Origin of the sequence: Magnetospirillum sp. SS-4 (genome assembly GCF_902729425.1) — a bacterium.
GTDB lineage: Bacteria > Pseudomonadota > Alphaproteobacteria > Rhodospirillales > Magnetospirillaceae > Phaeospirillum.
Window position 1 is genome coordinate 1 of sequence record NZ_CACVCH010000100.1, and the last position, 6016, is coordinate 6016.

Here is a 6016-nt window from a genome sequence, read left to right on the forward strand (position 1 = left end):
GCACCCTGTTAAAGGATAAGGTTGATATCAGAGTCTTTGACAAGAGAATTGACAACGGGCCGTGAAAAAAGAAATCCTTGTACATAACGCACACCGGCATCACGAAGAACTTTTAATTCTTGAGTCCGCTCCACTCCCTCGGCGACAACATCAACACCAAGCTCCTGACATACCTTTATCATTCCCAGGGCAATTGTACGGCGTCGTTGATCGTGGTCGATGTCGCGGACCAGTGCGATGTCCAATTTCACGACATCAACAATCATCTCTGCCAGCACATTAAGACCGGCATAGCCCGCCCCAAAATCATCAAGTGCCACCCTGAATCCATGGCGGCGGTATTCCTTGATGATGCTTAGCAGATGAGGGGTATCTGTGATCCTTTCGTCCTCAGTAATCTCAAAGGTAATGAGATCGAGGGGAAAGTTGACTCGTTCCGCAGCAGCCAAGGTGGCACGTATACATGCCTTGGGATCATAAACGGCATTGGGTAGGAAATTGATGCTCAGACGCCGGTCCAAGCCCAAGCTGGCTGCAAGTTCGATGGCCTTGACCCGGCACGCCTGATCGAATGCGTAGCGGTTGTCAGCAGTCACTTGAGAAAGAACGCTCATAGCAGGTTGGCCCTCTGGACCTCTCACCAGTGCTTCGTAGGTCGATATGCGTCGCTCATGCAAATCCACAATTGGCTGAAACGCCATGGTGAAAGGAATAGCAAAACCCTTTCCCTCCAGGCACGAGTGGCAACCAGATTTTGAATGGCTCATGGCTTCCTTGGACCGTTCGTTCGCGGCAGCGTGGATGATGCGAGATTTGCTGTCGCTTTGCTAATTTTCTGCCGCATTTTGAACCGTCACCAAGAAACTCTGAGTGACTTTTGGGGATGGCAGCGGGTCAATGTTCAGTTTCAGCGTGCCCGAAATTAGCGTCTAATTCCTCGTTGTTAGATGATGGGGAATGACGCGTTGCTGTGCGAGCAAAACTTGTTTCCAGCCGCTCGATCCGCAGAAAAAGTTTGTGTGAACGATTCAATAGTGATCGTAATTCATCAGAAATCACGGCATCATTAGAATGCGATGTGTCAAGGCACACATCATGCCCCGATAGCCTAAATTGGTTTTCCATCGCATATTCTGCGGAAATCTCACCGTTATGAACTGCACGCTGGAACATCAGCCACGACATAACTTGAGTCAGACGGCTTGTTAACCGAAAAGTTTCATTGGTTATCCGAAGCCCTTTAACGCCATCTACTTTTTGCCGGTCCCACCATTCGGTTTCCATCATGAAGGTCCGAGCTTCAACCAGCAGAGCCATGGTTTCTTCAATAGGGCCGCGAAAATATGCAGTTGTTTGCATCCTCGCACCTCATGCCACCACCAAGACGGGCGAATGTTTCTTAAAATGCTAACATGCGAAGTTCCGTCATCATATGCCAATCAAAACCAAATGTCATACTTCAGCCCAGCCAGCCATATGCAGTATTGCGGTTATTTCCTGATAGATGGATCTCGATCATCGTGGTTCAATCCCCTCGTGGCTTCCTCCCAAGACGAACAGCCACCACCAATGTGGATGCCCCCCGCCTTTTTATCCGGCCGTCGAACGGTTCCTCTGTCGAGTGCTCGCCGTTTCGAGGCCGCTAAATCTTCCCATTTAGTTACCTTCCAATAATCGCTATTTTGCGATACGGTCTGTCCATGGAATGGAAGGTCGAAACCCTCAACGAAGTCGTGGACGAGTTCGAGATTGCGGAAACCCTTATCCGTGCCCGGCAACGGGCGGGTCTATCTCAGGCCGAAGTCGCAAAAAGGATGGGCACCACCCAGTCCGTGGTTGCACGGCTGGAAAGTGGCCGTTCCCTTCCTTCATCGACTTCACTGGCACGCTACGCCGCCGCCACAGGCAGTCGCCTTCATGTTGAGCTTCTTCCTGGTCGCTGAATTCATCACGGTTCCAGAGTTGGCTCCGTCACCAAGATGGAGGCGATCTTGGGTTCATTTATCAAATTACGCAAACCGGGCAACGATTTCACCGTCCAAGGTTTCCCTGTCCCCTGGCTGAAGGCCCCCTGGCTATGATGGACTATTGGTCCTCCTGCCGATCTTCTGGTGTCAGTGGAACTCCAAGAAGCTCAAGGCGATGGCCGATGACCTGATAGCCGTAATCTGCGGCAATCTTCTTTTGCAAAGCTTCAATCTCAACGCAGGAGAATTCGATAACTGCCCCTGAAGTTACGTCAATCAAGTGATCATGATGGTCACTTTCGGCCTCTTCGTATCTGCTCTTTTTCCCATCGCCGAAATCGTGCCGTTCAAGGATGCCTGCTTCCTCAAAAAGTCGCACGGTGCGGTAGACAGTGGGAATGCTGATATGCCGATTGATCTCGGCTGCACGGCGATAAACTTCATCGACATCAGGGTGGTCGGTTGCATCCGATAGGACGCGAGCGATAACTCGCCGCTGGTCCGTCATCTTCATAGATTTTTCAATGCAACGCTGCTCGATACGAGACGGGGGCGATTCATCCACGGCTCACTTCCTGTCGCATTTCATTCACCTGAACAAAACACATACCACAAAAGAATGATGATGCAAGTTAATCGCAATGACTGCGATTTACAACTTGATGGCTGAGCGGCTGCCCCCGGATGTAGGCGGTTACCATTGATCTGATTGGCTCGCCACGGGGGAATGCGGCAGATTCTCAATCTCATTTGCAGGTGACCAAACTTTAGCTTACATACTTATGGTGCGGATGTGTCTTGAATTTTTGGAGCCTCTCAATGCGGGACCAATTGCCCAGGAAGACCATACTGATCATTGAGGACAACGCCCTCAGTTTAAAGCTTTTTAATGACATTCTTCAGGCCAGAGGCTACTCCACCCTGCAAGCAATGGATGGTCGCGAAGCCAAAGAGATTGTCGAGCAGAGCCGCCCAAATCTTATCCTTTTGGATATCCAGTTGCCGGGGGTTTCCGGCCTAGATTTCGCCCGCGTACTGAAGGAAGACGCTGAACTTCAAGCGATACCTATCATCGCGGTAACCGCGTTTGCTATGAAGGGTGACGAGGAGCGAATCCTTGAAAGCGGTTGTGACGCCTACCTCGCCAAGCCCATCTCAATTGAAAAATTCCTGAACAAGGTGACTGAATTTTTGGGATAGCTATTTCTGCCGTAAAGGGGGGGCTTCCGGGGGAAAGTAACGGGGATATTGGCCAATACCTTGTAGGCTTATCGTCATGCGGCTTTAGTCATCGCCTTGCCGTCCCATCTTCCCCAGAAAATCGCCAAAATCCTTGGCTTCGCGGAAGTTTCGGTAGACCGAGGCGTACCGCAAATAGGCCACCTGATCCATCTCCATCAGCACATCCATGACCAGTTCGCCGATGAGCTTGGACGGAACCTCGTTCTCCCCCAAGCTCTCCAGGCGGCGATGGATGCCATTGACGATGCGTTCGATCTGTTCCTCATCCACGGGACGTTTCCGCAAAGCGATCTGAAGCGATTTGACCACCTTGTCGCGGTCAAAGGTGGACCGGCTGCCGTCCTTCTTGATCACCACCAGATCGCGGATTTGAACCCGCTCGAAGGTGGTGAATCGGGATGCACAGGCTGGACACGCTCGGCGGCGGCGGATGGATGCATTGTCATCAGTAGGGCGGGAATCTTTCACCTGGGTGTCGTCATGTCCGCAAAAAGGACAACGCATGCTCGCCTCCCCCTCCCCCCAATCGATGTTCATGCAGATCATTCAGGAAACGGTCGCGGCCAGCAAGAACAGCGGCACTGCCATCCCCAAAAGGAGGAGGCTCTGTCACAAATTTTAACGCGGCTATGGATTGAGACGACTTGTAACAACGGGTGCATCCGAGTGCACGATGGATTGACCCAATGGACATAGGCTTGCCATACTTTTGGTAGAATTATGTTCGCCGGTTGCGAGATAGGCTGAAATCCGAAATGGATGACAATTGGGCCAACCAGGATGTTGAAACCAATGGCCTCAACGGCCTGTTGATGCTCGCCAATTCCCCAGAATGCCGCCGCATCATTCAATCCATCATCGACCATCTTCCGTGCGGCGTAACGCTGTTCGATCAGAACTTGGAGATGATAGCCTGCAACGGCCTGTTCAGGAGGCTGCTGGATTTCCCCGACGAATTGTTTGATGACGGCCTGCCGTCAATGAAGTCCCTGGCCCTGTTCAACGCCCGACGCGGTGAATATGGCCCAGGTGACCCAGAGGAACTCGCGGGACAGGTTGTACAGAGAGCAGGGGCTATGAAGCCGCACCAGTTTGATCGTGTTCGGCCTGATGGAACCATCCTTGAAATTTCAGGTCAACCGCTGCCGAGCGGTGGCTTCATAACCCTGTACACGGACATTACTGAACGACGTGAAGCCGAGGAAAACCTTCGTGATAATGAAGGTCTGCTGCGACTGATCTTTGACAATTCCAGCGTTGCTATTTTTACTATCGATTCCAGTGGCAGAATTGGCACAGCCAATCAACGGATGGCGGAAATGTTCATGATCCCCTTGGAATCATTGATTGGTATAGAATATGTCGATCTGGTTGATCCCGTAGAACAGGAAATTGCCCGGAAGAATATGGCGGATCACCTTGCCTGTGACCGCCCCAACGTCAACCTTGAACGCCACTATTGGCGATCCAATGGCACTGCATTTTGGGGGCAACTGACGGCCCGGCGGATGCCTGCATATAGGAATGGACGTGCTGGTCTGGTGTGCGTCGTCGCTGACATCACCGACCATAAGATAGCAGATCAGGTTTTGGCCGAACGCAGTGCCGAACTCGAAGCTCTGAACCAGGAACTCACGAACACCGTCGCAGCCCTTGCAGCGTCAAACGCGGAATTGCTTGCCGCTCGCCAGGAATTGGAACATCTCGCACAGCACGACAATCTGACCGGCACGTGGAACCGTCGCAGAACCGAGGAAGCCGTTAAGCTGGAAATGCTGCGAAAGGCCCGCTACGGTCACCCCGTTTCAATGCTCTACATTGACCTTGACCACTTCAAGCGGATCAATGACACCCACGGCCATGCGGTCGGGGATGATGTCTTGAAGGTGTTCTGCGACATCGCTCGGAAATGTATGCGATCCACCGACATGCTTGGTCGTTGGGGTGGCGAGGAGTTCGTCATTGTCACCCCGAACAGCGGTTTGATGATTGCAAGCCTGCTTGCCGAACGGATTCGCAAAGCTATCGTGGCCTTCGAATTTCCTGGTGTTGGGGATGTTACCGCCAGTTTTNTGGCGAGGAGTTCGTCATTGTCACCCCGAACAGCGGTTTGATGATTGCAAGCCTGCTTGCCGAACGGATTCGCAAAGCTATCGTGGCCTTCGAATTTCCTGGTGTTGGGGATGTTACCGCCAGTTTTGGTGTTGCAGAATACCGAGAAGATGAACCCTGGGAATCTTGGCTATGCCGTTCAGATGCAGCCCTGTATGCAGCCAAAGAAGGTGGGCGTAACCGGGTGGTCACCGATGCTTGCGGGGCTGATGAGGCTGACGAAGCCGAACTTCTTGATCTCGCTTTCCTCCGTCTGGTCTGGAGGAGCACCTACGAATCCGGCCATGCCTTGCTCGACACGCAGCACCGGAACCTATTCGAACACGCAAATAATTTGCTGATAGCGGTCATCGGAGAACGACCCACCGATGAGGTGGCACCTCAGATCGAAGCCCTTGTCGCAGACCTTCTGGATCATTTCCGCGATGAAGAAGCCCTTTTCCGCTCGATAGGATATTCCGGTGCAGATGAACATGCCCAAACCCACCAGGGACTAATCGACCGTGCCGGGGAATTGGTGGCGAATTTCACATCCGGCGAACTGGCCTTGGGCGACCTGTTCAATTTCCTGGCCTACGACGTGGTGGCAAAGCACATGCTATCAGAGGACCGAAAGTTTTTTGGACAAGTGCAGGCAATTCGCGATACAGCGGGTTGAACACAGGCAATCATTTCGGGCGATAATGGCGATATTC

General features: G+C 52.3%; 8 protein-coding genes. 4 read left to right on the forward strand and 4 right to left on the reverse strand.

The window, feature by feature from the left end; translation table 11 throughout:
- Positions 1 to 8 precede the first annotated feature (8 nt).
- Positions 9 to 767 carry an EAL domain-containing protein gene (locus MTBSS4_RS17475; protein WP_008622017.1) on the reverse strand — a complete coding sequence of 253 codons (759 nt, stop codon included), beginning with the start codon at positions 765 to 767 and terminating at the stop codon, positions 9 to 11.
- Positions 768 to 894: 127 nt separating this feature from the next.
- The gene (locus tag MTBSS4_RS17480; RefSeq protein WP_008622018.1) at positions 895 to 1359 is read right to left on the reverse strand and encodes a DUF1465 family protein; all 465 of its coding nucleotides are present in this window, start codon (positions 1357 to 1359) and stop codon (positions 895 to 897) included.
- Between the two features lie 341 nt (positions 1360 to 1700).
- Between MTBSS4_RS17480 and MTBSS4_RS17485 the strand changes: the two genes are divergently transcribed.
- The gene (locus tag MTBSS4_RS17485; protein ID WP_081609030.1) at positions 1701 to 1943 is read left to right on the forward strand and encodes a helix-turn-helix domain-containing protein; all 243 of its coding nucleotides are present in this window, start codon (positions 1701 to 1703) and stop codon (positions 1941 to 1943) included.
- Positions 1944 to 2085: 142 nt separating this feature from the next.
- Here the strand turns inward: MTBSS4_RS17485 and MTBSS4_RS17490 are convergent, their stop codons facing one another.
- Positions 2086 to 2481, reverse strand: coding sequence for a Fur family transcriptional regulator (locus MTBSS4_RS17490; RefSeq protein WP_081609031.1), 396 nt, complete (start codon positions 2479 to 2481; stop codon positions 2086 to 2088).
- 305 nt (positions 2482 to 2786) lie between these two features.
- Between MTBSS4_RS17490 and MTBSS4_RS17495 the strand changes: the two genes are divergently transcribed.
- Positions 2787 to 3167: a response regulator gene (locus MTBSS4_RS17495; protein WP_008622021.1), complete on the forward strand. Its 381-nt coding sequence runs from the start codon at positions 2787 to 2789 to the stop codon at positions 3165 to 3167.
- A gap of 84 nt (positions 3168 to 3251) precedes the next feature.
- Here MTBSS4_RS17495 and nrdR read toward each other — a convergent pair whose 3' ends face one another.
- Positions 3252 to 3713 (reverse strand): transcriptional regulator NrdR, encoded by a 462-nt coding sequence (gene nrdR / locus MTBSS4_RS17500; protein ID WP_040477340.1) that lies wholly within the window; start codon positions 3711 to 3713, stop codon positions 3252 to 3254.
- Positions 3714 to 3964: 251 nt separating this feature from the next.
- Here nrdR and MTBSS4_RS17505 point away from each other — a divergent pair, with 251 nt between their 5' ends.
- Positions 3965 to 5323 (forward strand): PAS-domain containing protein, encoded by a 1359-nt coding sequence (locus MTBSS4_RS17505; RefSeq protein ID WP_173984672.1) that lies wholly within the window; start codon positions 3965 to 3967, stop codon positions 5321 to 5323.
- Positions 5323 to 5979 carry a hemerythrin domain-containing protein gene (locus tag MTBSS4_RS17510; protein WP_254432640.1) on the forward strand — a complete coding sequence of 219 codons (657 nt, stop codon included), beginning with the start codon at positions 5323 to 5325 and terminating at the stop codon, positions 5977 to 5979. The genes MTBSS4_RS17505 and MTBSS4_RS17510 overlap by 1 nt, the downstream gene beginning before the upstream one ends.
- Positions 5980 to 6016 lie beyond the last annotated feature (37 nt).